Origin of the sequence: Roseibacterium elongatum DSM 19469 (assembly GCF_000590925.1) — a bacterium.
In the GTDB taxonomy this organism is placed as follows: domain Bacteria; phylum Pseudomonadota; class Alphaproteobacteria; order Rhodobacterales; family Rhodobacteraceae; genus Roseibacterium; species Roseibacterium elongatum.
On record NZ_CP004372.1, the window covers coordinates 3382033 to 3408443 of the forward strand.

General features: G+C 59.2%; 22 protein-coding genes and 2 pseudogenes. 12 read left to right on the forward strand and 12 right to left on the reverse strand.

Going from position 1 to position 26411, the window contains the following annotated elements:
• Window positions 1-118 precede the first annotated feature (118 nt).
• The 3 genes and pseudogenes from ROSELON_RS17955 (at window position 119) to ROSELON_RS17630 (ending at window position 1864) form a co-directional block, all read left to right on the forward strand.
• On the forward strand, window positions 119-640 hold the full coding sequence (locus tag ROSELON_RS17955) for a very short patch repair endonuclease (protein WP_084613840.1): 522 nt from the start codon (window positions 119-121) through the stop codon (window positions 638-640).
• 122 nt (window positions 641-762) lie between these two features.
• Window positions 763-914, forward strand: a pseudogene (locus ROSELON_RS18280) (transposase); the annotation flags it as partial.
• A 26-nt stretch (window positions 915-940) separates the two neighbouring features.
• Window positions 941-1864 carry a hypothetical protein gene (locus tag ROSELON_RS17630; RefSeq protein ID WP_025313379.1) on the forward strand — a complete coding sequence of 308 codons (924 nt, stop codon included), beginning with the start codon at window positions 941-943 and terminating at the stop codon, window positions 1862-1864.
• A gap of 145 nt (window positions 1865-2009) precedes the next feature.
• On the opposite strand, the gene ROSELON_RS16370 is transcribed toward ROSELON_RS17630, so the two are convergent.
• Complete coding sequence (locus ROSELON_RS16370; RefSeq protein ID WP_025313380.1) at window positions 2010-4532, reverse strand: AAA family ATPase; 2523 nt, start codon at window positions 4530-4532, stop codon at window positions 2010-2012.
• Window positions 4525-4812 carry a hypothetical protein gene (locus ROSELON_RS16375; RefSeq protein WP_025313381.1) on the reverse strand — a complete coding sequence of 96 codons (288 nt, stop codon included), beginning with the start codon at window positions 4810-4812 and terminating at the stop codon, window positions 4525-4527. Before ROSELON_RS16375 ends, ROSELON_RS16370 begins: the two co-directional genes overlap by 8 nt.
• Window positions 4813-5436: 624 nt before the next feature.
• Between ROSELON_RS16375 and ROSELON_RS17960 the strand changes: the two genes are divergently transcribed.
• Window positions 5437-6810, forward strand: coding sequence for a tyrosine-type recombinase/integrase (locus tag ROSELON_RS17960; protein ID WP_084613841.1), 1374 nt, complete (start codon window positions 5437-5439; stop codon window positions 6808-6810).
• A gap of 191 nt (window positions 6811-7001) precedes the next feature.
• Here the strand turns inward: ROSELON_RS17960 and thiD are convergent, their stop codons facing one another.
• From thiD to ROSELON_RS16395, 3 genes and pseudogenes are all read right to left on the reverse strand, one after another.
• Window positions 7002-7808: a bifunctional hydroxymethylpyrimidine kinase/phosphomethylpyrimidine kinase gene (gene thiD / locus ROSELON_RS16385; protein WP_025313383.1), complete on the reverse strand. Its 807-nt coding sequence runs from the start codon at window positions 7806-7808 to the stop codon at window positions 7002-7004.
• Complete coding sequence (thiE, locus tag ROSELON_RS16390; protein ID WP_038650531.1) at window positions 7805-8413, reverse strand: thiamine phosphate synthase; 609 nt, start codon at window positions 8411-8413, stop codon at window positions 7805-7807. The genes thiD and thiE overlap by 4 nt, the downstream gene beginning before the upstream one ends.
• A pseudogene (locus ROSELON_RS16395) lies at window positions 8410-8859 on the reverse strand (hydroxyethylthiazole kinase); the annotation flags it as partial. The pseudogene ROSELON_RS16395 and the gene thiE, both read right to left, overlap by 4 nt.
• A gap of 216 nt (window positions 8860-9075) precedes the next feature.
• On the opposite strand from ROSELON_RS16395, the gene ROSELON_RS16400 reads away from it, so the two are divergent.
• The 3 genes from ROSELON_RS16400 to ROSELON_RS16410 all read left to right on the forward strand — a co-directional run bounded on the left by ROSELON_RS16400 (window position 9076) and on the right by ROSELON_RS16410 (window position 14400).
• A complete protein-coding gene (locus tag ROSELON_RS16400) occupies window positions 9076-10461 on the forward strand; it encodes an IS1182 family transposase (RefSeq protein ID WP_025313386.1) in 1386 nt (461 codons plus the stop codon).
• Window positions 10462-10712: 251 nt separating this feature from the next.
• Complete coding sequence (locus ROSELON_RS16405; protein WP_025313387.1) at window positions 10713-12593, forward strand: ATP-dependent nuclease; 1881 nt, start codon at window positions 10713-10715, stop codon at window positions 12591-12593.
• The gene (locus tag ROSELON_RS16410) at window positions 12526-14400 is read left to right on the forward strand and encodes a UvrD-helicase domain-containing protein (RefSeq protein WP_245605375.1); all 1875 of its coding nucleotides are present in this window, start codon (window positions 12526-12528) and stop codon (window positions 14398-14400) included. Before ROSELON_RS16405 ends, ROSELON_RS16410 begins: the two co-directional genes overlap by 68 nt.
• A 533-nt stretch (window positions 14401-14933) precedes the next feature.
• On the opposite strand, the gene ROSELON_RS16415 is transcribed toward ROSELON_RS16410, so the two are convergent.
• The gene (locus ROSELON_RS16415; protein WP_156945969.1) at window positions 14934-16304 is read right to left on the reverse strand and encodes a hypothetical protein; all 1371 of its coding nucleotides are present in this window, start codon (window positions 16302-16304) and stop codon (window positions 14934-14936) included.
• Window positions 16301-17410 carry a tyrosine-type recombinase/integrase gene (locus ROSELON_RS16420; RefSeq protein ID WP_025313390.1) on the reverse strand — a complete coding sequence of 370 codons (1110 nt, stop codon included), beginning with the start codon at window positions 17408-17410 and terminating at the stop codon, window positions 16301-16303. The genes ROSELON_RS16415 and ROSELON_RS16420 overlap by 4 nt, the downstream gene beginning before the upstream one ends.
• A 568-nt stretch (window positions 17411-17978) precedes the next feature.
• Here ROSELON_RS16420 and ROSELON_RS18285 point away from each other — a divergent pair.
• Both ROSELON_RS18285 and ROSELON_RS16430 read left to right on the forward strand, forming a co-directional pair.
• Entirely contained in the window at window positions 17979-18266 is a 288-nt protein-coding gene (locus ROSELON_RS18285) for a hypothetical protein (protein WP_156945970.1), read from the forward strand.
• 63 nt (window positions 18267-18329) lie between these two features.
• A protein-coding gene (locus tag ROSELON_RS16430; protein WP_156945632.1) for an IS3 family transposase occupies window positions 18330-19429 on the forward strand; the annotation gives its coding sequence in 2 pieces (ribosomal slippage) (window positions 18330-18582 and window positions 18582-19429; 1101 coding nt in all).
• Window positions 19430-19480: 51 nt separating this feature from the next.
• On the opposite strand, the gene ROSELON_RS18290 is transcribed toward ROSELON_RS16430, so the two are convergent.
• The 5 genes from ROSELON_RS18290 to ROSELON_RS18300 all read right to left on the reverse strand — a co-directional run bounded on the left by ROSELON_RS18290 (window position 19481) and on the right by ROSELON_RS18300 (window position 22767).
• Complete coding sequence (locus tag ROSELON_RS18290) at window positions 19481-19636, reverse strand: hypothetical protein (protein ID WP_156945971.1); 156 nt, start codon at window positions 19634-19636, stop codon at window positions 19481-19483.
• 28 nt (window positions 19637-19664) lie between these two features.
• The gene (locus ROSELON_RS19130; protein ID WP_342665305.1) at window positions 19665-19922 is read right to left on the reverse strand and encodes a helix-turn-helix domain-containing protein; all 258 of its coding nucleotides are present in this window, start codon (window positions 19920-19922) and stop codon (window positions 19665-19667) included.
• A 104-nt stretch (window positions 19923-20026) separates the two neighbouring features.
• Window positions 20027-21592 carry a DUF3987 domain-containing protein gene (locus ROSELON_RS16440; RefSeq protein WP_198020772.1) on the reverse strand — a complete coding sequence of 522 codons (1566 nt, stop codon included), beginning with the start codon at window positions 21590-21592 and terminating at the stop codon, window positions 20027-20029.
• Between the two features lie 266 nt (window positions 21593-21858).
• Window positions 21859-22287 carry a hypothetical protein gene (locus ROSELON_RS18295; RefSeq protein WP_156945972.1) on the reverse strand — a complete coding sequence of 143 codons (429 nt, stop codon included), beginning with the start codon at window positions 22285-22287 and terminating at the stop codon, window positions 21859-21861.
• A 78-nt stretch (window positions 22288-22365) separates the two neighbouring features.
• Window positions 22366-22767, reverse strand: coding sequence for a hypothetical protein (locus tag ROSELON_RS18300; RefSeq protein WP_156945973.1), 402 nt, complete (start codon window positions 22765-22767; stop codon window positions 22366-22368).
• Window positions 22768-23133: 366 nt separating this feature from the next.
• On the opposite strand from ROSELON_RS18300, the gene ROSELON_RS16455 reads away from it, so the two are divergent.
• Genes ROSELON_RS16455 through ROSELON_RS16465 form a run of 3 tightly spaced genes read left to right on the forward strand, consistent with a single transcriptional unit; the run spans window position 23134 to window position 26404 of the window.
• Window positions 23134-24654 carry a type I restriction-modification system subunit M gene (locus tag ROSELON_RS16455; RefSeq protein WP_025313395.1) on the forward strand — a complete coding sequence of 507 codons (1521 nt, stop codon included), beginning with the start codon at window positions 23134-23136 and terminating at the stop codon, window positions 24652-24654.
• Window positions 24651-25961 carry a restriction endonuclease subunit S gene (locus ROSELON_RS16460; protein ID WP_025313396.1) on the forward strand — a complete coding sequence of 437 codons (1311 nt, stop codon included), beginning with the start codon at window positions 24651-24653 and terminating at the stop codon, window positions 25959-25961. The genes ROSELON_RS16455 and ROSELON_RS16460 overlap by 4 nt, the downstream gene beginning before the upstream one ends.
• The gene (locus ROSELON_RS16465; protein ID WP_025313397.1) at window positions 25958-26404 is read left to right on the forward strand and encodes a hypothetical protein; all 447 of its coding nucleotides are present in this window, start codon (window positions 25958-25960) and stop codon (window positions 26402-26404) included. Before ROSELON_RS16460 ends, ROSELON_RS16465 begins: the two co-directional genes overlap by 4 nt.
• Window positions 26405-26411 lie beyond the last annotated feature (7 nt).

Below are 26411 nucleotides of genomic sequence, written 5' to 3' on the forward strand. Positions count from 1 at the left end.
AGAGATCGATTATTGCGAATTTTCTTGTCAAGGTGCACCTCTGGGATTGGTGTGTTCTACTAGGTCTGATCAATCACGCCAGGTCGAAAACGAGGACCACTTAAGCAATACCAAAACCATGGCCGATATCGTCGATCAGAAGACGCGCTCGCGCATGATGTCGCGGATCCGCGGGTCCAATACCAAGCCGGAGGTTCTTCTTCGGAAAGCGCTTCATGCCGAAGGCTTCCGCTTTCGAATCAATGTAAAGGGCCTCCCCGGAACTCCGGACATAGTCCTGAAAAAGTGGAATACCATCATTCAGGTGAATGGCTGCTTCTGGCACCAGCATCCCGGTTGCCCTAGGGCTAAGTCTCCCACGTCAAACACCTCATTCTGGCAGAATAAGTTTGCCGCCAATATTGAGCGAGACCGATGTGCACTCTTGAAGCTTGATGAACTTGGTTGGCGGACTTTGACTGTCTGGGAATGCGCGATCGGAAGAGCGGTAGCTCGTCCTTTGATCGACGAAGTAGCGAATTTCCTGAGAAGCCCTACTTCGGCGATGGGGCATAGCGACGATCCGGTCCGGCATGGGGAAATCGCAGGTGATGGCGCCGAGGCTACTCCGTTTGCGGTCGCACACCGCCAACCGCCATGAATCGTCGCGTCGGTCTTTCAGTGGGCGTAGCTGGGCCCGGCGGAGATAATGACATATTGTAACCTGCCACGGGATTTTTCCTCCACCGTCGATTAGGGTCGGGCCCAACTTTAGAACGGACAATGAAGCGAACAAGAATCACGGGCGAGCAGATCATCGGCATCTTGGCCGAACACGAGGCTGGCGCGAAGTGCGCCTAACTGTGTCGGAAGCACGGCATGTCGGGGGCACGTTCTACACCCGGAAGGCCAAGTTCGGCGGCATGACGATAGCTGGAAAGCTGACGGAGAATGAAAGAGCATGACAGACATCCGTTTTGACCGCCTCATCGACCTGCCATTGCGTGATGCCTGGAAGCACGAAGCCCTCGATTTCACGCCGTGGCTTGCGGAGAATATCGAACACCTGAGCGAAGCGATCGGCGTGCCGCTTGAACTCACCGGGACCGAGGTCTCTGTCGAGACATTCTCGGCTGACATACTTGCCCGCAACCCGATGAACGACGGCGTTGTCCTTATCGAGAACCAGCTCGAGATGACGGACCACACTCACCTCGGTCAGATCATGACCTACCTGGCCGGACTGGGAGCTCAGACTGTCATCTGGATCGCGCCTGCCTTCCGAGAACCCCATCTATCAGCCATCCGCTGGCTCAATGAGCATACGGCTGATGGCTTCTCGTTCTTCGCGGTCCGCGCCAGGGTCGTTCGGATCGGCGACAGCCCATTTGCGCCGATCTTTGACGTCGTAGAGAAGCCGAGCGGATGGGAACGCACTCTCGGCCAAGTGGCGCGTGCGCGCGGCTCGGCCTCCGAGGTTGGCGATCGCCGGCTGGCCTTCTGGACCGCCTATCTTGAACGCGTTCCTTCGGCCGCGGAGTGGGGCCTGAAGCCGAGCCGTCTTTCCTCGATGTGGGTTCCATTGTCTGGCCTAGTAAGCGAGGCTTACTTGTCACTATGGATCGGAGCCGACGACTGCGGGGCATTCATGCGCGGCGCGCGCGGGTCAGATGCGAGCGACCTCATTGCGGACTTGCAGCCCCATGCGCAGAGACTGGAAGAGACGCTGGGTGCAACGTTCAACGGAAATAACGGGCAGTTCCTTTGGAATCGGGCCGGATTGGAGTTTTCCGAAGAGGCGAACTGGCCCGCCATCATCGACTGGATGGAGAATACGAGGCGCGCATACTTGGAAGCGCTGTCAAGCGGCGGCCGTTCCCTGTAGCGTCCTCGAACGCCCGGCTTTGGCGCTCAGCTACCGATCCGCTTTGGAGCATCTGCGCAGAATCCATGGTTATGCCGTTGTCAGGTATTGCGTCCCGAAAGAGGCGCTGTGCCAAAAAAATTGTGGCGGTTCCGTAATAATGCCTTCACCTGCGCGCAACCGGGCCGGCGACGTCATCTGGCGCGGCCACCGGGTCTGCGTCAACCGGCTTGAAGGCGAACTGCGTTTCGCATTTCTTATGTGCGCACACCGGCTTACTTAAGCCGAACGGCCGTTTATATTTTGTCCTGCCGCATGCGCATTCGAACTGCGTGCGGAACACCTTAAATTCTTCCCATCTGGCCTTTTCGTCCCCTATTGATCCGTCGCCGTAAGGTGTGTCCTGAAAGTGGCTTCCAAAATTCTCGATGTCACCCTTGATGAGACTGTCGATGAAGCGGTTGTTGACACCTGGCACGTCGGCGGGAGCCAACTTGAGATCGCGGAGAAACCCGCCAATTGCAGAAGCCAGCTCAGAGCGTTCATAGGAGTAGGCCTTTTCGAGCTGCCGGATGCGAACACTGACGCCAAAGCCGCGCGCAATGCCCAGCAGCCATTCCTCCTCCGCCTGACGCATCTCGTTGGCGGCAGATTCTCCATTGGCCCAGCGATCGGCGATCATCTCATCAGTCACCCTATGGTCTGCGAAACGCGGCCCGAACGCCGGGTCCAACCCGATGATACGGGTGAACTGCCAAGCCTTTACGGCGAGTTGATCCTTCAGATGATTGAAGAAACGCTCATCATGGGTGACGAGGATTATCTGGCAGTCGGTGAACATCTTCGCTAGGAGCGCACCAAGAGCGCGGCGGTGATCGGCGTCATATGATGTGACGACATCATCCAACGCGATCACCGGTGCGGCGAAGTTGAGCTTTTTGATTGCCGCTAGGCGCAGCGCGAGCGCAACCGAATGGATCTGGGAGTCGCTGAGATAGCCACCCGGCGCAACGCTCTGTCGATTCTCCGCGAAATCGATCACCAGCTGCATTCGCTGCTGGTTGGCGTCGTCCTCGCCTGGCAATTCCAGCCGTATCGGCTTAGCTTTAGGGCCTTGTATTTCCTTATATATTTCATTCATCGGCGCCTGAAGCGTGTCGAGCAGCGACTGGACCTTTTCCCGGATCTTGCCCGAGATAAACGCAGCTTGCTCGACGAGTGACCCGTGGAGCTTGGTCAGCTCCTCAGCGGTCCGGGTTGCGAGTGCAAAATCGTTCTGGAGTTTCAACAGCCGGTCGATGCCGGCCTTCGCCTTAACCCAAGTATGTTCGCCCTGCTTCGTTTCGATATCCGCAATTTCCTGATCGAGATCTGCCAAAAGCTGCTCTAGCTCGGAGGTGATAGCGGCGGACCCAGGCGCATCGGCGGCCGGCCATCTGGCCACGCCAGCCTGATAGATAATGAGCTCAGTCTTGAACCCGGCGCCGTCATCTTCGGGCAGATGCTCGATCATGGCGGGAAGACGCGCTACGAGCTGGTGGTGCGCTTGGATCACCGCGGTCTCGGCTTCGTCGAGCGCCTTCTTCGCTTTGTTGTAACTTGCAAGATCGTTGAGATTAGTCTGCAGCAGATCGCGGATCGCCGGCACGCTACCAGCAGCGGTCGCGCCGACTGCTGTGGCGCATACCGGGCAGGAGTCGGGAGCTGTCGAGTCTTCAGCAAACAGTTTCTCGGCTTCCGTCCAAACCGATCGGAAAACCGCTCCTGATGCCTTGTCCCGCTCATCGGCCTCGGTCGCCTTCGCATCGGCCTGAGCGGCCAGCGCCTTTTCGAAGTCCGCGATGGCTCCGGTGAGTTTCACATCGCCACCGTTCTCGGGGACAGTTTTCTGCCACAGCGCCGCAACCGAACTGCGGATCAATTTAAGACCGGCAAGCCCGACCCGCTTCTCTTCCGCCTCGACACGTTTGCCGATCTCGACAAAGCTCTCGTCTTCGGCGGAAAGCGCTGTGAGCATCAGCGCCGGATCGAGGGGTGCTATGATGCTTTTGTTAATGAAACTGAGCACGGCTACTTCGTCCCACGCTTGAACAGCTTGGGCTGTTTCGGTGCGCAAGAGAGTAGCCAAGCGTTCCTTTTCGGTAGTGCTCTCGGCAGCGGCTTTCACATCGCGACGCAGGAGGCGAAGGTTCTTCTGCACATCCACCAGCGGTGAAAGCTGGAGCCAGTCCGCTACGTCGTTATAGCGGTTTTCGGGGCTATGCGTTTCTACGAACGCTCGCAGTGTATAGCCTCGGATGATCGGCGGGACGACGAAACCAGCTTTCATCGCTGTCGCTGCCGCGTGGATCGGTCGCGGGTTGCCTGCGGCGGAGCGGCTACCTTCGGAGATCGTCTTGCCGGTGATCGTCGTAAATCGGACGGTCGGCGTGATGCCTGCTGCCTGCGCGCCGTAATGCATGAGCGCGGGCGGTCCGGCTTGGTTGTTTAAGGTGCGCTGCCCGAGCCGTTCGAGCGTGCCATTTTCGGAAAATAGAAATTCGATCGCATCGATAACACTCGACTTTCCCTTACCGTTCGGCGCGAAAATTGCCAAGCAGGGCTTTTTGCTGAAATCAAAGGTCTTGGGCTGAAGATAGGCACGAAAGCCTTCCAGCGTCAGCGAGTTGAAAAACGTCGGATCAGCCATCGACCTGTTCATCAGCTGGTGCCGCACGCTTCGCCGCTATCGCGAAGATTGCGACCGTCGCATTGGCTACGGCATTGGCATGCGGCGTGACGGAAAGTGAATGATCGGAAAGAATACTGGCAAGATCGGCGTCCACATCGGCCCACGCCTTAAGGGTCTCGGACACACTAGCCAAAAACACGTCGGGCGTCTCAGCTGACTCGACCTCCGAATGGTCGGCTGCCGCGTCCATCTCCAGGGCGGCCATATCGTCCGGTGCTTCCATTTGGTCCTCGCTCATTAGATTGACCGTAGCCAACTTCTTTATGCGAAATGGCATAGTAGGCTACGGTTGGCTCCGGATACGAATATGATGCTAGCACAGCACCTTCCTCGAAGGCGATGGCGCTTTGCGAACGTTTGATGGGACACTGCCGAACGTGGGCTCTGGGCCTTTTGATGCAGCCGAGTCTCAATTCTTCGCTCTGATGCCGCCGATAGGCTAGCCAGAATCTCAGCTCGATGCCTAGGCCAGCCGCCTGCTAAGAGCAGCGTGGCAGATCAGAATTACGTCAAAGGCTTGATTTATTGTGGTGCCCGGGGGCGGAATCGAACCACCGACACGAGGATTTTCAATCCGCCGATATGGTTTCATGCGCGTGCTACGCTATGAGACGGCCTGAGACCCCTTGAGGGAAACTGAGAAGCCTAAGCATTTGATAGTAAATACTTAGCTTCGCTTCTCAGCATCCCTTTGTCCTTCTCACGGTGTCTCAAGCTGTCCCACCTCGGATCACTGAAGCGCTGCCGTTTTGTCGTCCCAGTGTCGTCCCGGCGTCGTCCGGGCTCCGTTCTGTTCGACATCGATCCCGGGACGACCAAGATGAACCGACTTCCCTCCTGATCACAAAATCAGGAGATCTACATGCCATTCGATCGAACCGAAGAAACGGGCAAAATTGGCAACCGGAAGAGCCGCAAAGAACGGCTCACCAATCAGTATGTCCAGAACCTCAAACCTACTGGCAAGCGTCAGACAATTTCCGATGAGGTATGTCAGGGCTTGGTCCTGCGCCTTGGCACGTCAGGCACGAAATCCTGGTCTTTCATGGGCCGCGATTGCCGCGGCAAGAGTCGCACCGAGACGATCGGTCGGTATCCCGACATGACATTGAAAGCCGCCCGTCAGAAAGCCGGTCAGCTCCGGCAAGTTTTCGCATCGCCTGAGGCGCTCGCCGAATACCACAAGCCACCTGCCCTCGTAGAAGAAATTACACTGCTGGAACTCTTGCTCGAGGCAGAAGGCAAGTTCTGTGCAACGAAGAAGATTTGGCAACAGCGCGGAAAGACGAACTCCGCCTCTACAGCTCGGCAAGTCATCTCGACGGTCTTCGGTCCAATGCTGCACCGCCCCGCTGTGGAGTTGAGCCCCGAAAAGGCATCTGCGCTCATCCAATCCTACAAACCCAAAAGCAAGAGCCGGACAGGAAAGAACACCGCGAACGGACAAGCTTCCAGGGCGCTCAGCTATCTCAGAACGGTGTTCAACTGGGCATCGAACCGGACTCCTCGCTTTCAGAAGATTGGCGCCGGCCGAACCCCTGTTCTACCCCTTGCCGACCTTTCGCTCATCCACGATCCATCCATCGACGATCCCATGATCACGGGAGAAAGGGATCGTGTGCTTTCCGTAGAGGAGTTACGGTGTATTCTGCCCCACTTGCGGGTCCCAGATGATGGTTCTCCGGAATGGTGGAAGGAGGACCTCCGCCCGGCTGCGCTGCGATTCATTTTGCTCACTCTGGCGAGGAAGGAAGAAGTCGAAGCCGCCCGCAAGGCGGACGTAAATCTCACAGATAGAACGTGGACAAAGCGCGTGAAAGGCGGCCGCCAGGTTACACACCCGTTGTCGGATGCCGCCATTTCTTTGCTCGAAGCGCTGCCTGGTTTTGCTCATCGGAAGGATGAAGACCTACTTTTTCCGAACCAAGAACGCGGTCCACTTGGAAACTGGAATCGATCGAAACTTAAATTGCAGGAGATCTCGGGAGTCGCGGATTGGCACCGTCACGATCTTCGCCGAACCGGAGCCACAATTCTTTCACTTATGGGCGTGCCGCCACAGATCGTAGATACGTTGCTGTCGCACAAAAACCCAATGTCGAAAGAGGCGGTAAGCCCTGCCTTGCAAAGCTACGCAAAACTCGCAAAGGAAATGAAAGGCATGCCAAACCCCCTTCGAGATGCAGTAGAGACTCTCGCGGAAGCCATCCGAGCAATAGAAGAGGGCGAGCAATAACTCGCCCGAGGAGGGCCATAGCAGCTGATCTTCGTTGCGCGTCATGAGGTACCGCGGGCAATACGCGGATCGCGAACCGCGACGGCACCACATGGTTTACTTTATGGGACAATTGATCGCGACGCGGGCGCCAAGGCCGCGCCCTGCACCGATGATCAGGACGGTTTGGGTGTCGATTGCTTGCGCCATGGTCAGGAGACCTCCGGAAAGAATGCGTGGAAGTGGTGGACGGGACCGTGACCGGAGCCGACAGTCAGGTCGCCCGAGCGGGCGATGGCCTCGGCGATATAGGATTTCGCCCGCGCCACGGCCTCGGGCAGCGGCAGGTCATGGCCCAGATGCGTCGCCAGCGCCGAGGATAGGGTGCAGCCGGTGCCATGCGTGTTGCGCGTGGCGTGGCGCTGGCCCTCGACCCAATGGGCGCCCTCTGCGGTCAGCAGCAGATCGGGGCTGTCTGGCCCATCGAGATGCCCGCCCTTCAGCAGAACCGCCTGCGGCCCGAGGGCCAGCAACGCCTGCGCCTGCGCTTCCATGCCGGGCCGATCCGTGGCCATCTCGGTGCCCAGCAGGTCGGCGGCCTCGGGCAGGTTCGGGGTGATGATTGTGGCGAGCGGTACAAGCCGGTCGCGCAGGGCCGCCACGGCCTCGGCCGCCAGCAGGCGGTCGCCGCCCTTGGCCACCATCACCGGGTCCAGAACCACGGGCGCGGTCAGGCCCGAGAGCGCCTCGGCCACCGCCTCGATAATCGCGGCGCTGCCGAGCATGCCGATCTTAACCGCGTCGATGCGGGTGTCGTCGCGGATCGCGGCAACCTGAGCGGCCACCATCTCGGGGTCGGTCAGCGTCACGGCGCGCACGCCTTGGGTGTTCTGCGCCGTCAGCGCCGTGATCGCGGCCATTGCGTAGCCGCCACTGGCCGAGATCGCCTTGAGATCGGCTTGGATGCCAGCCCCGCCCGAAGGGTCGGAGCCTGCGATGGACAGGATATTGGGAATCATGGCTGCCTCCATGCGTTGACAAGGGCGCGGGTCGCCGCCTCGGGGTTCGGGGCGCGGGTGACGGCCGAGACAACGGCCATGCCAGCCGCCCCCGCCTGTTTCAGGGTGTTGATGTCGCGCGAGGTGAGCCCGCCGATCGCGATGCTCGGCACGGGCGCGGCCGCGACGATCCGGGCCAACCCCTCGGCCCCGATGGGCGCGGCGGCGTCGGGCTTGGTCGCCGTGGCGCGAAACGGGCCCGCGCCGATATAGGCCACACCCTTGGGGATGCGGGCGCATTGCGCGACGGTCTCGATGGACAGGCCCAGCAGGGCATCTGGTGCGATCCTGTCGCGGGCGCGCAGCGGGTCGCCATCGCCTTGCCCGATATGCAGGTCGGCGCCGGTCGCGCGCGCAACCTCGACCCGGTCATTGACGAAGACGCGCACGCCCATGGGGGTGAGCATCTCGATCAGCGCCTCGACCAGCCGCGCGACCTCGACATCGGGGGCGGTCTTGTCCCGGATCTGCACCGCCCAAGCCCCACCACGGGCGGCGGCCATGGCCTGATCGCGCTGGGGAAGCGGCGCATCAGGGTCGGTCACGACGTAGATCGGGCCGATCATGCCATGGCCTCGATCCGGGCGGCGGTGTCCAGCGCCTCGGGCGTCAGGTGATACAGCGCATCGAGGAACGCCACCTGAAAACTGCCCGGCCCTTGCGCTGTTTCGCCTGCAACCTCGCCCGCGACGCCATAAGCCGCCAGCGCCGCGACGGTGGCGTCAAAGGGGGGCTGATCCGCGCAAAAGGCCGCGATGACCCCGTTCAGAGAACAGCCCATGACGGTGATCTGGGCCATCATCGGATGGCCATTGGCAACGCGCGCGGCGCGGGGTCCGTCGGTGATGAAATCGACCGGCCCCGAGACGGCGACCACCCCGCCGGTGCGTGATGCCAAGACGCGCGCCGCCTCCTCGGCGGCATCGACGCTGTCGCCGGCATCCACGCCGCGCGCGGCCCCGCCCAGCCCCGCCAGCGCAAGAATTTCCGAGGCATTGCCGCGCACCACGCTCGCGCACTTCGGGGGAAAACTTGTTCGTCGTCTTGCTCATCATGCTCCATCCTACTCAGGAGTTGGAGCCTCCGGCAAACCCGGCGCGGTTCAGGCCTCATAATGTTCGCGCCCCGCGCAATACTGACAAAGAGGGCGTATTTCGTTGAAAAACTCGCCCTTGATCGAAGGGCCTTCGGCTGATTCAATTCCCGTGTAGGGTGGGAGGATCCGGCGATGATGGGACCGCGGCAGGAGGCGCAACCGGCGCTGTTCTACGAGTTCTCGCTCGAGGATCATGTCCCGCAGAACCACCTGCTGCGCTCCATAGACCGGTTTGTGGACCTCTCGGGCCTCCGCGCCTACCTTGCCGATTTCTACAGCCACACCGGGCGGCCATCCGTCGATCCCGAGCTCCTGATCAGGATGCTGCTTGTGGGCTATTGCTTCGGCATCAGGTCGGAGCGGCGGCTATGCGAGGAAGTGCATCTGAACCTTGCGTATCGCTGGTTTTGCCGCCTGGATCTCAGCGACCGGGTCCCGGATCACTCGACCTTTTCCAAGAACCGGCACGGCCGTTTCCGCGACAGCGAACTGCTGCGGCATCTATTCGAGACGACCGTCGCGAGATGCATCGAAGAGGGCTTGGTCAGTGGCCAGCGCATGGCCGTGGACGCGAGCCTCATCGAAGCCGATGCCAACAAACAGAACTCGACGCCGAAGGAGGAATGGGACGCCGGGGTGATCAATCTCGCCGATGCACCGCTGGCCGTTCGCGAGTATCTCGAAACCCTCGATGAGGCCGCCTTTGGCGCCGCCAGCGAGGTCCAGCCGAAGTTCACCTCGCATTCCGACCCGGCGAGCCAGTGGACGGCCGCCCGCAAGGGCCCAGCGTTCTTCAGCTATTCCGACAATTACCTGATCGACACCGATCACGGGGTGATTGTCGATGTCGAGGCGACACGGTCTATTCGGCAAGCCGAGGTCGGATCGACCAAAACCATGTTGGATCGGGTGAAGGTCAGGTTCGACCTGCACCCGGAACGCCTGATCGCGGATACCGCCTACGGCACCGGGCCGATGCTGGGCTGGCTGGTAGACCGCAAGATAGCCCCTCACATTCCCGTATTCGACAAGTCCGGACGCAGTGACGGGACCTGGACCCGCGCCGACTTTGAATGGGATGCGGAGAACGACCATTACATTTGCCCCGAGGGGCACGAGCTGAAGCAGTTCCGCCGGAACTACTCCGACCCGAACCGGGGGCCGACCGGCAAAGGCACAGCCCGGTATCGCGCCCTGAAAGAAGTCTGTCAGGCCTGCCCATCAAAGGCACAGTGCTGCCCGAATGCGGATGCCCGCAAGATCACCCGCGAAGAACATGAGGACGCCCGGCAGGTCGCACGGGACATTGCGAAGACCGAGCAATACGTGATCTCGATGAAGCTGAGGAAGAAGGTCGAGATGCTCTTCGCCCATCTCAAACGGATCCTTGGCCTCAACCGGCTCCGATTACGTGGACCATGCGGTGCAAAGGACGAATTCCTCCTCGCCGCAACAGCCCAGAACCTTCGCAAACTGGCCAAGATCCTTCCTGCACCGCAGCAACCAAGAAACGCCTGACAAGACAGGCGCCCACGCCACTTCAGCCGTCGATATTCTGCGCTCGCGAACGGGTGTTTTTCCACAGAATCGGCGGTAACCAGACCTTCGCTGCGCGGAGCCCTAAGGTCAGCGATGCGCAGAAAGCCGACACCCTCCTCGAGCTGCAAATGTCAACGGGGCCACCGCTTAGGCTCCTCCTCTAATGACAGTTCCCTGCAATCCGGATACGCCCGTAGGTTGAAAGCCTGAATCACAGAAGGAGTGAAGTATTGAGAGCATGTCGTGTCAAAGTCAGCGATTTTCGAGGCGTCAAGGACGCGACGATTATGCTTCCCCACCACGCTGTTCTTATTGGCGATAATAATACTGGCAAGACTACACTACTCGAGTCGCTCGACCTGGCGCTGGGTCCAGACAGACTGAACCGTACACCGCCAATTGATGAACATGACTTTTATGAGGGCCGATACCTCGCCAAGGCAACTCCTGACACATCGACCGAGGGTGAGGACGTCTCACCTGAGGGGGGTGACGCTGAGACGGTTGAAGGTGAGCTCGAGAATGTGACGGACGATGCAGCACCGCGCATTGAGATCGAAGTGACGGTGACCGACCTCTCGGAAGAGCAGAAGGCTCGCTTCGGCGACTTTCTCGAATTCTGGGACTCGACCACCGATGCCTTCTACGACCAGCCTGACCCAGCTGGCGTGGACCCAGCCCATGTCGCGGAGGCGCTTCGTGTCACTTTCCATGGTTGGTACGACCCCGAAGAGGATGACTTTGAGGGGCGAACATACTTTTCCCGAAGCCTTTCCGAAGGCGGTTCTCCCGTCCCGTTCAGCAAAAAAGACAAGCAGATATGCGGCTTCTTGTATCTGCGCTCGCTTAGAACGGGTTCACGAGCATTGAGCCTGGAGCGGGGAAGCCTTCTCGATATCATTCTTCGGCTCAAGGAAGTGCGCCCGCAGATGTGGGAAGACACCTTGGGAACACTCGCTGAGTATTCTGTTGCCGCTGACCCGGCTCTCGGCATTTCAGGTGTTCTTGAGAGCATCAACAAAGCCCTGAAGAAATACGTCCCCAAGGAATGGGGCGTCGAACCACATCTGAAGGTATCCAATCTGACCCGTGACCACCTCCGAAAGGTGATCACGGCGTTTATTGCCACCGGTGAAGGCAAACATGCTGCGCCTTATTTCAGACAGGGAACCGGCACCATCAACATGCTCGTTCTGGCCATGCTGTCCCAGATCGCAGCCGATAAGCAGAACGTCATCTTTGCGATGGAGGAGCCGGAAACCGCCATACCGCCCTATGCACAGAAAAGGATTGTGCACGAAATCCGCAAACTGGCCTCGCAAGCCATCTTCACTTCTCATTCGCCCTACGTGCTTGAGGAGTTTGCGACGGAGGAAACTGTAGTTCTCGGTCGTGACACGGATGGGGCTCTCTCTCGAAAGCCGATTGTGCTCCCAGATAATGTCAAACTGAAGCGTTACCGGCAGGAATTCCGCACCCGCTTTTGTGAAGGGTTGTTGGCACGCCGGGTCCTGATCGCCGAAGGCCCGACAGAAGCGTCCGCCTTTCCAGTGGCGTGCCGGAGGCTCGCAGAGATCAATCCTGGCACATACAGCTCCCTCGAAGCCTTGGGCATTTGCGTCGTCGATGCCGATGGAGAGAAAAACATCCCGGGCATGGCAAAGCTGTATCGAGAACTCGGAAAACGCATTTTCGCTCTATGCGACCAACAAGACGCCGCGAACAAGACCCTGATCGAGGCGGAAGTTGATATCCTACTCATGCATACCGAAAAGGGCTTCGAGGATCTTGTGCTGAAAGGCACAAATGAAGATGCGCTCAAGCGCTTCGCCGCTCTTCTCGATTGGCCCGGTCACCTTACCAGCAAGTATCCGGACCCATCCGCCGACGTTTTCAATGCACTTGCCGATTATTTCTCATGGTCGAAGGGGAATTGGGGCATCGCCGACTTCTTCGCCCAATGCGCAGAGGATGAAATTCCGGAATGGGTACGAAATGCCTGTTCTCAACTGAAAACGGCCTGCGACCCAACCCCGCATTTGGATGATGCGGCTGAACCCGTCGGCGAGAGCGATGCTGATCCGGGGGCGTCTGCGGATGGAGCTGACTGAGAAGCAAATCCAGGTCTTGGATGCTGACGGCCACCTTCTTGTTACCGGAGGGCCGGGGTCCGGCAAGACAACCATTTCCATATTCAAGGCCGCTCAGGTTGCCGAGGCTATCCTCCGGCCAGGGCAAAAGGTGCTGTTTCTGAGCTTTGCCAGAGCGACAGTATCTCGGGTCGTGGAAGCTATCGAATTTGAGCAAAAAATCCCCAAGGAAATCAAACGCCGGATAGACGTTGAGACCTACCATTCCTTCTTTTGGCGCATCCTCAAGGCGCACGGTTACCTCGCAGGTCTTCCGAGGGACCTCACGATTCTTACGCCTTCCGCCGAAGCGATTGCCCTTTCCGACATTCGCAACAGCCACGGAGCCGACAACAAACTGAGCGACCCTCAGAAACAGGCAAAGCGAGCGGCGGAGACGGCTAAAAGATACCGTCTGGCAACTCACGAGGGCCGCGTGTGCTTCGACCTCTTCGCGCCGTATGTCGGCGATCTGCTGCATGGAAGCCAGACACTGAGGCGGCTTATCGCCACCATGTATCCCGTTATCATCCTTGATGAATTTCAGGATACGAACCCAGAGCAATGGCGTGTGGTTCAGGCGCTCGGAGCCTTCTGTCGCCTCATTGCACTTGCTGACCCGGAGCAACGCATTTTCGATTTCATCGGGGCCGATCCGGAACGACTGAATCATTTCCGGTGCACCTTTGCTCCAACCGAGATCGACTTCGGTACCGACAACTATCGAAGTAGCGGTACGGACATCGCCACATTCGCGAACGACATTCTGAAGGGCACCTTTAGCCAGAGCTCCTACACCGGTATCGATTTTGAGCTTTTCGACCCCTTCCCGGACCCGGCCATGACCAAGCTGATTACGACCACCTATGCTGCACGAGGACGACTTGTAGCGTCCGGTAAATCTGATTGGTCCTTGGCTGTGCTGGTGCCGACGAAGAAAATGACCCGTCTCGTGTCTGACAAGTTTCGGGAACCACCAGCCGGGATGCAGCCCATTGCCCATACCGCTGTCGTTGAACTCGAAGCGGCTATTCTCGGATCAGAGATTATTGCGCATTTGATGCTGCCTGACTTGGGCGACGCTCATTTTTCCGAATTCATTGATCTGGTCTGCAACTTCTTTCAGGGGAAAGGCGGTGATCGGCCGACAACCGGCGCTCTCAAAGAGGCGGCAGCTGTCCGCAGTGCTTATGAAAAGTGGCTTGCGGCACTTGCCGCTGGAAAGAAACCGCATGCGAACAGCATGATACATGCTCTTGCTTCGGTCTACGAGCAAGCGCGCTCAGTCACGTTGACGGGAGACCCTGATAAGGACTGGCGAGCCGTAAGAGCCACGTTGGAAGCAGGGGCGTGTTCCCGGCTGAAGGAAATTGGCTTGGAGGTTCGCAATATTCGTCTCTTAGAGCGTGGTGGCCAATTACGTCAGGACCTCACACAGGACTGGCGGAATAACGGTTCCTATGCAAACGCGCACGCAATCGTTCAGCAGGCTTTTGTCCAAGAGCATTTCGCCACGGGAAGTAAGCCTGAGACTGGTGTGATTGTGATGAACATGCACAAGGCCAAGGGAAAGCAATTCGACGAAGTAGTCATCTTCGAGGGCTGGCCGCGCAGGAATAAGGGAAAGATCGTCGCAAATCTTGACCGTATTGTACGCAACAATGACCGTGACGAAATCAATGACGGATCACGCCAGAATTTCAGGGTAAGCGTCACCAGAGGGCGACAGCGTACAACGATTTTGACACCAAAAGGTGACCCGTGTGTACTGCTGCTTCCTGATGAGTAGGAGGAAACCCAATATCCGTACGCCCTCGGGCTTTGCAACTGCATCAAAGGTCCAAATCCTGCCCTTCTTGCGGGGCATTCCGGCGTGAGCGGCGGTAGGAATCATGTCCGCTTTTAGTTGGTAGCATTAATCCAGCGCGATCAGCATAAAGGGCAGCTCTGGGCCGATTTCGCGCGCTGGTAAAAGGAGACCCTGTCCGAAATGTCTATTCTGTAGCAGGCGCTGACCCTTCGCCACCGGCCGTCCGCGAAGGTAGCGGGACGATGTATTCCCGTGGATAGTCCAGCCGTCAAACTGAAAACCGGGTGGCCGTCCGACGACATCTAACGTTTTCTCTTCAATCGAAATTGTGCAGACCGTCGAGAATTGAATGCTTCTCGCCTCTGAGACGGCGGTGCGCGGAAATTAAAGAAACCCTCGGAAAAAGTTGAGAATGGGGATGTTTCACCCCATGGGGATGATGTTGTCCCTTTCTCAACAGGCGACGGAAACAGAGGAAAAAGCGGCAATCGGCAGAATTGGGCGGAACGGGCTCATAGCATCAACTCCACCCGGGTCGTCCGCCGCCCTTCGATGTAATCCTCGAATTCATTGGCGGATTTCAGCCCCTCTGCATGATCATAATGCCGTAGCGTAATGGCCTCGTCCACGTGTCTGAGAAGCGTCTTCGCGGCGTACGCGCCACCGACCAGATGTTCCGAAGCCTCCGTGGCGACATTGTCGCGCAAACGGTGGATCGGGATACGCACGCCGAACTCCCGCTCGGTCAGGTTCCCCGTCAAGCGGCCCAGCTGTTTCGACATGATGGCGCCCCGCTTTCCACGGACCGATGGGAAGAGGTGAAGACCGTCGTCGAAGAGCGGACGATAGAACGAGCGATAGGCATGCAGCGCCTCTGCGAGCCCGGCATTCTCGAAGACCACGTCATAGCCTTCCCGGGCCTTGCGCGCCTCGGGGTATTTCAGGGCTTCCCCGGGCAGGACCACATGCAGATACTTGCGGTCGATCAGATTGAGGGTGCGGTCGAATTCGAGCCAGGTGAGCGCCCGGGCACGCTCAGGGAGCGCGGCCCCTACGGCCAGGATGAGACCGTTGCGAAAGATCGTTGCCGCCCGGACACCCCGGACGGGCCGTGAATGCGCCTCCGCCATCATGCGGAAGCCGAACTGGTAGAGCATGCTTGCGCCCACGAGCTGACTGCCGGTCTTCGTCGAGGCCCCCTCCGCCCTTGCCCGCTCGCGCCAGTCGGCAACCACGAAACCACAGGCGGTCGACCGGAATTGCCCACGTGTCGCCACGGGCAACCCGGCGAGGATCCTCTGCAGGTAGTTCGCGGCAGTGCCGGTGCTTGTGGGCAGCCGGTCGGACACCGGTTGAACGAGGCGACAGGCATATCGATGAAGCGCCGATGCGGTAGGAAGCAGAGGAATCCCCTCTGCGGCACAGTAGGTGACCCAACGGCTAAGCGCAGCGAGAACCGATTTTGTGTAATCAACACTCCAAATCGTCTTTCCGAGAACCGCCTGCCCCTTCTTCGAGACCGTGATCTGCTCGGCAAGTGGCTCCTGCCACTCGGCCGGCAGAGACGCGATCATCCGCCCAACCGCCTCCCAAGGGCATCGGTCGGGCGGCTTGATCGAAACACGCGCCTCCCTCAACACGCGCGCGAAGTGCGCGGTCTTCTCGGTGCCCAGGGCATTGGCCGCCATCCGTTGAAGATAGGAGAATTCGGCAAAGGCCGTTACACCGACCTCGTCGATCCGGACGGCCAAGTGGTCGGTCAACGCCTCGCGCGACGGAGCGGAGTCCAAGGGCGATGCGCCGCGAAGCTTGCGCAGGAGGGCAAGGTGATCGTTCATCATGTCATGTCCGAGAATTCGATAGGTTTCCGGACGGCCGCTCACGCACCCGTCTTCGCCTTGGTTTCGAGGTAGGTCTGCCAGCCATCCATGACGAGCGTCTCGTCGAGCTCGGCATAATATTCGACGGTGGTCTTCAGGCTCTTGTGCCCAAGCAGGCGCTGGACGCGCGGCAGGTTGTCCATGCTTGCCTTGAGCCAGATCCATCCGATGAGATGTCTGTAGAGATGCGGGTTGATCTGCACCCCGACATGCTGGTGCAACAGGCGCGTGACGCGTTTCAGGATCGCGCGATAAGGCGCGTTGATCTTGAATTTGCCACCTTCCTGACGCGGAAACAGGTACGGATTCTCTGCATCTTCGGAGTGCAGGAGGATCGGGCGGATCTTGTTGATATAGTTTTCCATCAACCGGCTGGCGCGGTCCCCCAGGTGAACGACGTAGTCCGGATCGCCTGCTTTCCGCCCCTTCACCTCTGGCGCGGGGATCGTAAGAACCGCCTTACCATCCTGGTACGCGATCCAGTCGAGATGTGCCTCAATCACGTTCGAGCTGCGTGGCGCGCGCGTGAGCAGGATGTCATGTGCCAGCACGGCTGCGATATCGCGTGCCAATTCGACGTCGATGACGTCGAGGCGATCCGGCAGGACGCCCGTCTTCTTCCTGACCGCCTTCCGCCGTCGATCAATCTCGGTGTTGATACCCGTCATCACGGTGCCGGACAGGTCGATTGTCGACTGGATGCGGGCTTCGGTGAATTCCCGCAGTTTCTTCTTGTTCTTCGGGGCTATGCCACGACGGCCGGTCTCGTAAAAGCGGATCAGGGAGCGGATATCCTCGACCTCCTGTTCCGACTTGGCGGCGTAGCCGACGGCGATCTTCTTCATTGCCTTGAGTACGGACACAAGATATCCGGTGTCCTTTCGTCCCCCGTTGGCCTCGTAGAGAGCGGCGGCAGCGGCCTGCAAGATATGGTAATCCGTGAGAGCATGCATGCCCGGCACGACTATGTCGTGCGACGCTACCAAGGCCTTCGCGAGAGAGATGACGTAGCCGCGGCGAGTCGCGATGGTGTCCTCGGACCAGCGGTAATCGGTGGTAAGGAACCCGTATTCCCGCATCTTCGACTCGCGGCGCTCCACACGCGCCACCGTTGGGGGATTCCCCCGGCAACCTCGACTTCTCAGCCATGCTCTTCTGAAGCCGAGCCTTCATCTCGGAAAGCGGATCCGCGTCCCGCTGCTCTTCTCGATCCAGTGCCTCGAGGAAGGCGTCGTAGGTCAGTCCGTCGCGGGAGATCTCTCCCGCCGCCCAAGGGGCCACTCGGGTGTCAAACTCGGTCAGCAGAGCCTCGAGCATACTCGTGTCGACACCGAATTTGTCGCGCTGATCAGAAAATGGCGACGCCACGGCCTTAAACCCGAAATGTGAGGTGCACGGGTGGCTTTCGAGATGGCCAAGAAGCGTGACCACATTGCAGACATGCTTGCGGCATTTTGGTTCCGTCACGACTCCGGTCTCAAGCCGATGCGCGTAGTAGTCTGCCAATGTCTTGGTCGTTATCTTTGCAGGTGTGATCCCGCGATCAAATAGATAGACCATGAACGGCCCGGCCTTCAGTCGGCAGTCCGTCGGGATATCGGAGTCCTTCGCAGCCTTGTAAGCGTCGGCCCAGATGCCGCCGATATCGGCGACACCGCGCGGACGATTGCGAACGCCATGTTGATCGATGGCCGCAAGGATATCGCACTTGTACGTCGACCGGCTTCCTTTCGAGAGACCAAGGCTGACCTCATTATGGCGGTGAAAAAAATCGATAACGTCATGCCGGCAGACCGGTTGGTTTGGATGCCAGTTCGCCTTGCGCATGATCCAACGGACCCGGCTGGCCAAGGTCTTGTGGCCAGCCCCTTCGAGCTTTGCGACCAATTTGCCAAAGGTCAAAGGTGTCGAACCGACCGCAGCACTGACGAGGTCTCGCCCCGTCGCCCGCGAGAGCGCGGCTGACCTGAGACCCGTTTCCTCATCCATTTTGAGGTAGAGTCCGTCCCAACGAAGGAGACGGACGGAATGAAGAGATCACGGTTCAGCGAAGAGCAGATTATCGCGATCCTGAAGCAGCAGGAGAGCGGCCTGGCGACGGCGGATGTGTGCCGGGAACATGGGATCAGCTCGGCCACGTTCTACAAATGGAAAGCGAAGTTTGGTGGGCTCGAAGTGTCGGATGCCCGGAAGCTGAAGGCGCTTGAGGACGAGAACACAAAGCTGAAGAAGCTGTTGGCCGAGCAGATGCTGGACAACGCGATGCTGCGAGACGTTGCATCAAAAAAATGGTGACGCCCGCGGCCAGGCGGGAAGCCGTGGCGCATCTGTGCGAAGCGCACCAGGTGAGCCAGCGGCGGGCGTGTTCAGTTGTCGGGGCGGATCGGTCGAGCGTACGCTATCAAAGCGTGCGCCCGGACGATGCCGATCTACGCAAGGCGATGAAGGCTGTGGCGGCCGAGCGCCGTCGGTTCGGCTATCGGCGGGTGCATGTGATGCTGGAACGACAAGGCTGGCAAGTGAACCTGAAGAAGCTGAGGCGGCTTTACCGCGAGGAGAAGCTGCAGGTGAGGAAGCGCGGCGGTCGCAAACGGGCGCTCGGGACACGCAGGCCGATGCTGGTTCCGGAACGGCCCAATGAGCGCTGGAGCCTGGATTTCGTCTCGGACGCCTTTACAGATGGACGCAGGTTCCGGGTTTTGGCCATCGTGGACGACTTCAGTCGCGAATGTCTGGCATTGGTTGCGGACACTTCGCTTTCGGGGCTGCGGGTCACACGAGAGCTGTCAGCGATCATGGCCAGACGCGGACGACCCAGAACGATTGTCAGCGACAACGGCACGGAACTAACCAGTATGGCGGTGCTCAGATGGTGCCAGGAAACGCGGATCGGCTGGCACTACATCGCGCCGGGAAAGCCGATGCAGAACGGCTTCATCGAATCGTTCAACGGCAGCTTCCGGGACGAGCTCTTGAACGAGACCCTGTTCTCAACGCTGGCCGAAGCCCGTGAAAAGATCGGCGCATGGAAGGAGGACTACAACCGAAACAGACCCCACTCATCCCTGGGCAATCTCACGCCGCAGGAGTTTGCAATGAAATCGAGACTGGAAACGAAGGCCGCATGAGGCCAGAAATCAACCGACGGATTCTCCTGAAGGCTGGAGGGAAGTCGGGTCTCAGGTCACGGCCAACGTTTTGTGCCGCGACTTTAGGCCTTCAATTGACAGGATTGCGGATACGGTTTTCTCACTCAGTCCTGCCCGCAGCGAAAGAGCGCGCATGGATTCACCGGTTTCTTTCAGGTACGCTTGCAGTTCATTGCGAACGGTCATGGTCTTGCCTCTTGTGAACCTGCGACCGTTACTCGTCATCGAGCTCGAGAGCCGGCCTTCCATCATTAGAAGGCCGGGATCGATGCTCGAAGAGGACGACGTCTTCTTCGGTGGCGAACCACCGGCGTCCCAGCTTCCGGGCAGGCAGCTTCACACGCCCGTCACCGGTGGGGCAGCCCTTCCGGATCCAGTCGATTATGCAGCGCGGCGTACATCTGAAACGGGCTGCAAGTTCCTCTGTCGTATATATTTTTCTCTCCATTTCCGTTCTCTCCTTACTCGGCATGAACGGAAATAGGGAAACGAGGGCGGCGAACCCAAACACCGCGTCAGGAATTTACTGACATGGCCTTGAGGTGTTTCTGGCAAGTTACCCGCCCCCTTACCAAATCACTCCGTGCCTGTAAGGGGCAGATGGAGCTGGACGACATTGCTCTCCAGATCATCTCGGGCGTCCCGATAAAGGTGGGAAGCCGGATTGGACCTTTCGCGGCCACGGCACAGTTCGCGCAGGCGGCGTTCATTGCGCTTGCGCTCGTTCAGCAAGAGCCGCGCTTTAATCTCGTCCCGGCGCCCCTCGATGGCCGAGGATTTCTCCCGTGCATCACTTGTTGCATCGAAAAGCCCGGGCATTTCCTCGATCTGGTTCAGGACTGAAAGGATCTCCCCGATCTCGCCTTTCTCGAACTGCGCACGCTGCTGCTTGCTGAGGGCCCGGCTAACCTCCCGGCCGGTCACAGGCTTGCCCGCGTCCGACACGCGCGCTCTTGCATCGGCGGCAACTTGGATCCGGGAGGTTTTCGCGCGGTCGTACTGCTGGACGATATGGAGCGCACTGAGGAAATGATATTCGGCGAAACGGGTTGCGAGGTCAGCGGTCTCTATATCGACTGGTCGGCGCGACTTCCCAAGCAGGAAATGCAGAACCATGAGGTACCGAAGCACGGCGAAACCAATCCTCCGTATAAACGACTTCGGAAGCGCGCTCTGCCCCCATGACTGGCGCAGACCGGACCACCAAGCCTTGAGATAAGGTAGAACCTCGTCGTTCAGCGTGTAGGCCTCGCAGGCGCCGTCTTGGTCGCAGAGCGCATCCCAGATCTCTGCGAGGCAGTCGCGGCGCGGATCCACCTTCGGACCCTCGAAATAGAGGAAGTGATCGAAGATGTCCGTGTCACCCCGCGGGACAGCGACATAGTAGCTGAACCGCTGACAGAAGCCGTCGAGCATGCTGCTGAGGTCGATATCATCCCGCCAGGTCTCATCCACCGTGAGCCCGTGAAACGTGAAATACGGCCGATCGATGACGAGCTTGTTCTTCTCGCTCTTGAGCCGGTTCGCGATCGGCTTGTGCGAATACGCATCGAGACACCAGGGCTTTATGCGGCGATAATTTCCGTCGGTAAGGATGCTCTTGAAGGTCTTCCCGACCTCATCCTGAAACCAGAACGCGCCGTTATTGTCGTTCAGTTCCACGATCCATTGGGCATCGGTGCAGCCGGTCGCGAGACGGTTCAATGGGAGGCCCTTACCCCGTGAGATGATGCGGTCGATTTCCTCGGAAGCGAGCGTCTTGGAGGAACCCGAGCCTGCAAGGCCTATGGTCCACAGGGTCGGCAGAACGCGTCCGACCCCCGGAACCTCGAGACAGGCTCCGTTCTGCGTAAGGAAGGAAGCTGTGATCATGACGACATGCATGACCGGCAAGGCATAAGAAATGTCCGTATCCTCGAAATGGCGTACGATGCGCTCCAGAAAACTGCCCTTGGGGATCAGGTTCCGGACATCGAATTCCTCAGGCGCGGCTTTGACTGCCAGCATTTGAATCAGCGCATCGCGTTCATATTTCTTGAGGCGGCGTGTACCCTTGCGTGTTTTGACGGTGAGTTCGCGCAAGAGGGCGTGTTCTGCGGTGGTCGGGGTCTTTCGTGTTGTGGTCATTTTTGCCTCTGCCATGCTGGTAGGCAGGACGTGCATTCATCGATTTCCCGACGGAAACGAACGCCGACAACTTTCACATAAGCCATTGTGAAAATGTCTTTTTTTTCGATCTAACGAGCCGACAGCGAGCCGACAAGTTGCTGCGCGAATTTGCTTCGCCGTCTTGTTGGTTGTCTGAAGCATTTGTAATGTTCCGGCGCCGTCCGCGGGCGGCGCCGGCTGGTTCCTGGCACGAATACTGGCACCCCCTTCTTCAGGGCGCAGGTATCATTTCTGCGCGCTCAAAGGTGTCGCCGGATCGCTTGCTCAGCTCGCAGGCGGTGCAGGGCATTGTTTCGGGCATGTTCGAAATCCCGCAGCAAGCCCATCAATCGATCAAGCTCTTCCCCTCTTTCCGTGAGGATCGGCAGATCAATCACATCGCCGACCGCACCGAGTTCCGGATCGTAATGGCCATCGAACACCCGTCTGTGGCCGCGATGTTCTCCTGCCAATTCGCGGGAGATGATGTCCCTCAGGGCCGCGATCGCGCCGCTGACGCTCTCCCGGAGAAGATCGCCATTTTCGAGGTCGGTGAGGCATCGCAGTGTCGTTGACCGCTCTGCAGCCGAGCCAGGCGCAGTCAGGCGTACTGCATCGGCAAACAGTCTTACACTTTGATGCGCGGCGGCGGTGATTGTGTCGAGATCTTGGTCATCGATATGGTGCACGAAATATCCCTTTCTGTGCTGAGCTGACCCTTCGCCAGCTCGTCAGAAACGGCCCCTGTCGTGGCAGGGGCCGAGAAATCACGCAGCGATGGAGGCTTGCACGATTTCGTCCGATGTCTTCAAAAACTCGACGAAATCCTCCAAGCGATCCGACATCAAACAGATATCGTGGACTCGCGGGTCGTCCGGCTCGACAAGGCCGAAGTAACCGCATTCGTCCGGCTCAAGCTGCCCTACCCGCTCGAGACTGAGAAGCGCGAGCAAAGCATTGAGTTCCCTGATGCAGGATTTGCTTGAGAGAGTTCCGTCTTTGACCGCTTCACACAGCGCCAATGCGCGGCGTTGCCACCGGTCTCCGCCAAGAGCGGCGGCACATGTCCGAAGTGCGGACCCGTATTCGTTGAGAAACCGGCGGGTTCGTGCAACAGCATCCGCGTTCGGCGATATGCCATGTGCATTGGTTTTCGGAAATTTTTGCATGTTGATCTCCAAGGAATGCTGCCCGATCGGCAGCGTCAGAAACAGGTTCCCTCCTTTCCGGGTTAGAGGGCTTCACAGGCGAAGACCCTTTCGTTGAGCCCGCTTCCCTGCTGCGCGCTCTCATCAAGAGGAGCGCGCAGCAGGGAGGCAGGCGAACGCATAGGCGGCATACTTGGGTTCACCGCTTGAGAAGGTGGTAGGGCCCTTGGAATCCGCCCCGTAAAAATTGAACCGCTGGACACTCGCCTCACACCGCATCGAACCTCTGATCGAGATCACAAGAATTGATCCCACGCAGGTTTCCGAAGATAAAAGGCGCAAGCAATTCAAACGACTGGCGAAACAGCGCCAAGGAAGAGACGGCAGATGACCATCGAAAAGACGCTTTTTGCAGCCGCCGACAAAATGCGCGGGTCCATGGATCCGGGCGAATACAAGCATGTGGCCCTCGGTCTGCTCTTCCTCCGCTACATCGGCGTGGCCTTCCAGCGGAAGTATGACGACCTGCTCCCCGAGGGCATGGATGTGGCCGAGGATGTCGATGAATACCTTGCCGAGGGCATCTTCTGGGTGCCCGAGGCCGCGCGCTGGAGCACGCTGGCCGCGAATGCAAAGGACAAGGGCATCGGGGTCAAGGTCGACAATGCCATGCGGGCGATCGAGGCCGACAACGAGCAACTCAAGGGTGCGCTCCCCAAGGTCTTCGGACGCGAGGCGCTCGACCCGGCCATCGTCACGGGCCTGATCGACCTTTTCTCGAACATCGAGTTTTCGGGCACGCCAAAGGACTTCGACCTCATCGGCCGCATCTATGAATATTTCATCTCGGAATTCGCCAGCAGCGAGGGCAAGCGCGGTGGCGATTTTCACACTCCGAAACCGGTGGTCGAACTGATCGTCGACATGATCGAGCCGATGAAGGGCCGCCTCTATGAGCCATGCTGCGGCTCCGGCTCCTTCATGGTGCAATCCGAACGCTTTCTCGAAAACCACGCCGGCCGTCGCGCCGATCTGGCCGTCTACGGGCAGGAGCGGAACCACACGACCTATGGCCTGGCCCGGATGAACCTCGCCATCCGGGGCATCGTCGCGAACATCCAGTGGAACGCCGAAGGCACCCTGCTGCGCGATGCCTTCCCGGACGAGAAATTCGATTTCGTGATGGCCAATCCGCCGTTCAACATCTCGGACTGGTCCGGTGATATCCTGGCCGAGGACCGGCGCTGGAAACACGGCACGCCCCCGGTCGGCAATGCCAACTTCGCCTGGATGCAGCACATCTACGACAAGCTGGGCAGCACCGGCATCGCGGGCGTCGTCATGGCCAACGGCTCCATGTCATCGATGTCGAGCGGAGAGGGCGACATTCGCCGCGCCATGGTCGAGGCCGAGGCGGTGGACGCCATGATCGCCCTGCCGGGGCAACTCTTCTATGGCACGCAGATCCCGGCCTGCATCTGGATCCTGGCCAAGGACAAGTCGAACGGCGTCGCCAAGGATGCCAAGCTGCGCGACCGGCGCGGCGAGGTGCTGTTCATCGACGCCCGCAAGATGGGCGCGCTGGTGCCGGGTTCGCGCAAGCAGAAGGAGCTGTCTCGCGAGGAGATCGCGCGCATTGCCACTGCCTATCACGCCTGGCGTGGAGAGCCGGACGCGGGCGCCTATGCCGACGAGCCCGGCTTCTGCAAGGCGGCCTCCACGGAGGAGATCTCGAAGCACAACTACGTCCTGACCCCGGGCCGCTATGTCGGCGCCGGCGCGGCCGAGGAGGATGGCGAGCCCTTCGAGGAAAAATTCGACCGGCTGACGGCGGACCTGCGGGCGCAGTTCGCGGAGGGTCGACGGCTGGAGAATGAGATAGAGGCCCGGCTGGAGAGCTTGGGATGACCGGCTGGCAGTTGCGAACCCTGGAAGACATTGTCGACTTCAGCAATGGCCTGAACTTCTCAGAGAAAAACGACGGCGTTGGCCTGAAAATCGTTCGCGTGAAGGACTTCGGGGATCGGCATTTCGTCGACTGGACGGAGCTATCAGAAATTAACCCAACGGGGCTGAAGATATCGGAAAAAGTCTATCTGGAGCCAGACGATATTGTCATTGTCCGGTCCAATGGGAATAAGGACCTCGTCGGGCGTTCGATGATCTACGCAGGACCGGCGAGGACCACGGCATTTGCCGGTTTCTGCATCCGAGCTCGGGTAAGGAAATCGCAGGCCCTTCCGAAGTTCGTTCATTACTGGTTGAGATCGCCGACGACGCGAGAAAAGCTGAGCCGCGAGGGCGGTGGAACAGGCATTCAGAATGTCTCGCAGGGCCTTTTGAAGATGCAGGAGATCGCGCTTCCCCCTTTATCCGAGCAGGAACGGATTTCTGGGACACTGGCTGCCCTCGACGACAAGATCGAGCTGAACCGCCGGATGAGCGCGACGCTGGAGGAGATGGCGCGGGCGCTCTATCGGTCCTGGTTCGTGGATTTCGACCCCGTCCACGCCCGCGCCCTCGGCCAGCCCCCCGTCCACATGGCCCCCACCACCGCCGCCCTCTTCCCCGACAGCTTCGGCCCCGACGGCCTGCCGAAGGGGTGGGAACGTCGGCCATTCTCCGATCAGGTCGCGATTATCAGCGGTGGCACCCCCAAGACAGGTGTGCCGGAATACTGGGGAGGCGAAATTCCGTGGTATTCGGTCGTCGATGCGCCCGAAGCCGGAGCGGTCTTCGTTCTTGATACCGAAAAGAAGATCACTGCTGCTGGCTTTGATAGTTGCTCAGCGAAAATGATCTCCGGAGGCACAACCATTATCAGCGCAAGGGGCACCGTGGGCAAACTGGCGATGGCGGCAGGCGACATGGTTTTCAACCAGTCTTGCTATGGCTTGCAGGCGACCCGTCAGCACACGGGTGAGTTCGTCTATTTCTCCGCTGTTCGCGCGGTGGACATCCTGCAATCTATGTCTCATGGGTCGGTCTTTTCCACAATTACGCGAAAGACCTTCGACGGTCTCGAGATTGTCTATGCGCCAGATCCCGTTATCAAAGCGTTCGCCGGGCAAGCCAGTGTAATGCTTGAGCGAATTCTTGGCGCTCAACGAGAGAGCCAGACCCTCGCCGCCCTCCGCGACACCCTTCTCCCCCGCCTCATGTCCGGAGACCTCCGCATCCGCGAGGCCGAGAAGCAGGTCGAGGAAGTCCTATGAGCGAGCCTGCGGCCGACTGGCTTTTGACGGAAGAGGATCTGGGCTTGCTCCAACTTGTTCGAGACGAGATCTGGTCGTGGCGATCGGTCTGTCGTGGTCCCGAACACCTGCTTGCCTTGGGTGCGATCGTTTCTGGTGTAGATGCGCTTTTGGCCGGGAAAACGCCAGACGCCGCAGCGACGGTTTCGTTCAATCATGTCGCCAGCGGAGAGAACAGATCGACCGCGATCTCTTTGAACGAGGATACCTTGGCGCTTTCCCATTCCGCCCAGTTTTATAGCCCAGCCGCTGGTGGCGATAGCGAAAGTCACGTCGACGCTCTCTTCGACCAGAACGGTCGATGCAGCGAGGTTGGCGTTGCCGATTGGTTGAATCTTTGTGCTGAATTGCGCCCACTGGCCAATGAACTTGAGGTTGAAATTCACACGTTTCCTGAAGTGTAAGGCTCTC

Coding starts and splice junctions, on each gene's coding strand:
- ROSELON_RS17955 (WP_084613840.1), top strand. CDS start 119: ATGGCCGATATCGTCGATCAGAAGACGCGCTCGCGCATGATGTCGCGG.
- ROSELON_RS17630 (WP_025313379.1), top strand. CDS start 941: ATGACAGACATCCGTTTTGACCGCCTCATCGACCTGCCATTGCGTGAT.
- ROSELON_RS16370 (WP_025313380.1), bottom strand. CDS start 4,532: ATGGCTGATCCGACGTTTTTCAACTCGCTGACGCTGGAAGGCTTTCGT.
- ROSELON_RS16375 (WP_025313381.1), bottom strand. CDS start 4,812: ATGAGCGAGGACCAAATGGAAGCACCGGACGATATGGCCGCCCTGGAG.
- ROSELON_RS17960 (WP_084613841.1), top strand. CDS start 5,437: ATGCCATTCGATCGAACCGAAGAAACGGGCAAAATTGGCAACCGGAAG.
- thiD (WP_025313383.1), bottom strand. CDS start 7,808: ATGATTCCCAATATCCTGTCCATCGCAGGCTCCGACCCTTCGGGCGGG.
- thiE (WP_038650531.1), bottom strand. CDS start 8,413: ATGATCGGCCCGATCTACGTCGTGACCGACCCTGATGCGCCGCTTCCC.
- ROSELON_RS16400 (WP_025313386.1), top strand. CDS start 9,076: ATGATGGGACCGCGGCAGGAGGCGCAACCGGCGCTGTTCTACGAGTTC.
- ROSELON_RS16410 (WP_245605375.1), top strand. CDS start 12,526: ATGATGCGGCTGAACCCGTCGGCGAGAGCGATGCTGATCCGGGGGCGT.
- ROSELON_RS18285 (WP_156945970.1), top strand. CDS start 17,979: ATGTTGATCGATGGCCGCAAGGATATCGCACTTGTACGTCGACCGGCT.
- ROSELON_RS18290 (WP_156945971.1), bottom strand. CDS start 19,636: ATGACCGTTCGCAATGAACTGCAAGCGTACCTGAAAGAAACCGGTGAA.
- ROSELON_RS19130 (WP_342665305.1), bottom strand. CDS start 19,922: ATGCCGAGTAAGGAGAGAACGGAAATGGAGAGAAAAATATATACGACA.
- ROSELON_RS16440 (WP_198020772.1), bottom strand. CDS start 21,592: ATGGCAGAGGCAAAAATGACCACAACACGAAAGACCCCGACCACCGCA.
- ROSELON_RS18300 (WP_156945973.1), bottom strand. CDS start 22,767: ATGCAAAAATTTCCGAAAACCAATGCACATGGCATATCGCCGAACGCG.
- ROSELON_RS16455 (WP_025313395.1), top strand. CDS start 23,134: ATGACCATCGAAAAGACGCTTTTTGCAGCCGCCGACAAAATGCGCGGG.
- ROSELON_RS16460 (WP_025313396.1), top strand. CDS start 24,651: ATGACCGGCTGGCAGTTGCGAACCCTGGAAGACATTGTCGACTTCAGC.
- ROSELON_RS16465 (WP_025313397.1), top strand. CDS start 25,958: ATGAGCGAGCCTGCGGCCGACTGGCTTTTGACGGAAGAGGATCTGGGC.